The 1,174-nt window shown below is 75.5% G+C and carries 2 protein-coding genes; one reads left to right on the top strand and one right to left on the bottom strand.

Features of this window, described 5'->3' with window-relative positions:
- Positions 1–148 precede the first annotated feature (148 nt).
- Positions 149–949, top strand: a complete 801-nt coding sequence (locus FCI23_RS55810; protein WP_136731778.1) for a universal stress protein — start codon at positions 149–151, stop codon at positions 947–949.
- A 58-nt stretch (positions 950–1,007) separates the two neighbouring features.
- On the opposite strand, the gene FCI23_RS55805 is transcribed toward FCI23_RS55810, so the two are convergent.
- On the bottom strand, positions 1,008–1,174 hold a 167-nt coding region (locus FCI23_RS55805; RefSeq protein WP_136731777.1), incomplete at its 5' end, for a glycosyl hydrolase family 65 protein.

Genomic DNA, 1,174 nt, shown 5'->3' with positions numbered 1-1,174 from the left:
CGGGGACACTTCCAGCCTCGCGGCTGCGTCACGGCGACAGGAGAGGCCGCAAGTCCCTACCGGGGGCCGAAAGGCCCACACGGCGGGCGGCCCTCGGCTCCGAGACTGACGGAATGGGGTATGGGGGCCGGAGGAGAGGCAGGACAACATGGCTCGTTGCGTTGTGGCCGGGTTCGACGGATCCGAGCGGAGCCTCCTGGCGGCTGGCTGGGCAGCGCGCGAGGCGGCACTGCGCGGGCTCGGGCTGCGGCTGGTCCACGCTTCGACGGAGGCGCTGTCCCCGGTGGTGGACCGGGCCCTCTCCGCACTCGTCCTTCATCACCCGGGGCTGAAGATCGAGGGCCGGCGGGCTGACGGCCGGGCTGCCGACGTGCTCGCCGACGCCGGCCGGTCCGCGACCCTGCTGGTGCTCGGCGCACGCGGTCTCGGTGGCTTTCCGGGCCTGCGGCTCGGCTCGGTGGCCCTGGAGACCGCGGGCCGGGCACCCTGCCCCGTCGTCCTGGTTCCGGAGCACGGGCCGGTCGGGGACCACCCGCCCGAGGTCGTCCTGGGCATCGACGGCCGCCACCCGGCCGACGAGGCCACCGGCTTTGCCTTCGACGCCACCCGGCGCCGCGAGGCCCGGCTGCGCGCGGTGCACGCCTGGAGCCTGCCCGCGCCCCACGACTCCCCGTGGGTGCCGTACGGGGTCACCGGGGAGGACCGGGCCACCTGGGAGGACAGGGAGGTACAGCTGCTCCGCGACGCCCTGCGCCGACGACGCACGAAGTGCCCGGCGGTAGCGGTGACCCCGGACGTCCGGCTGCTCGGCGCCGCCCAGGCGCTGGTGACTGCCTCGGCCCGCGCGGACCTGCTGGTTATCGGGCGCGCCCGCCGGTGCCTGGACGGCGTACCGCACGCCGTCGCCCACCACGCCTGCTGCCCGGTGGCGCTTGTACCGTACAGCTGAGCCGCCGCGCTGTGGTCGGGTCGAGACCGTCCCCCGGCCGACGGCTGAGGAGTGAGGCCTACCCGCTGCCCGGCAGGTCCAGAGCGCAGGAGTCGCCCGGAGCGACGGTGAATTCGCGGCCGGGGAGGACGACGCGGATGGGCACCTCGTCGGAGGCGGGCACGCTGATGCGCAGGCGCCCGGCGCTGAGGTCCAAGCGGATGCCCCAGTGGCCCCGGTAGCGAA

This window comes from Actinacidiphila oryziradicis (genome assembly GCF_005047355.1).
Taxonomy (GTDB): domain Bacteria; phylum Actinomycetota; class Actinomycetes; order Streptomycetales; family Streptomycetaceae; genus Actinacidiphila; species Actinacidiphila oryziradicis.
The sequence above is the reverse complement of the archived record's forward strand: the minus strand, read 5'-3'. Positions and strand labels throughout refer to the sequence as shown.

Excerpts from the sequence above, each read along its gene's own strand:
- FCI23_RS55810 (WP_136731778.1), top strand. The coding sequence starts at position 149 with ATGGCTCGTTGCGTTGTGGCCGGGTTCGACGGATCCGAGCGGAGCCTC.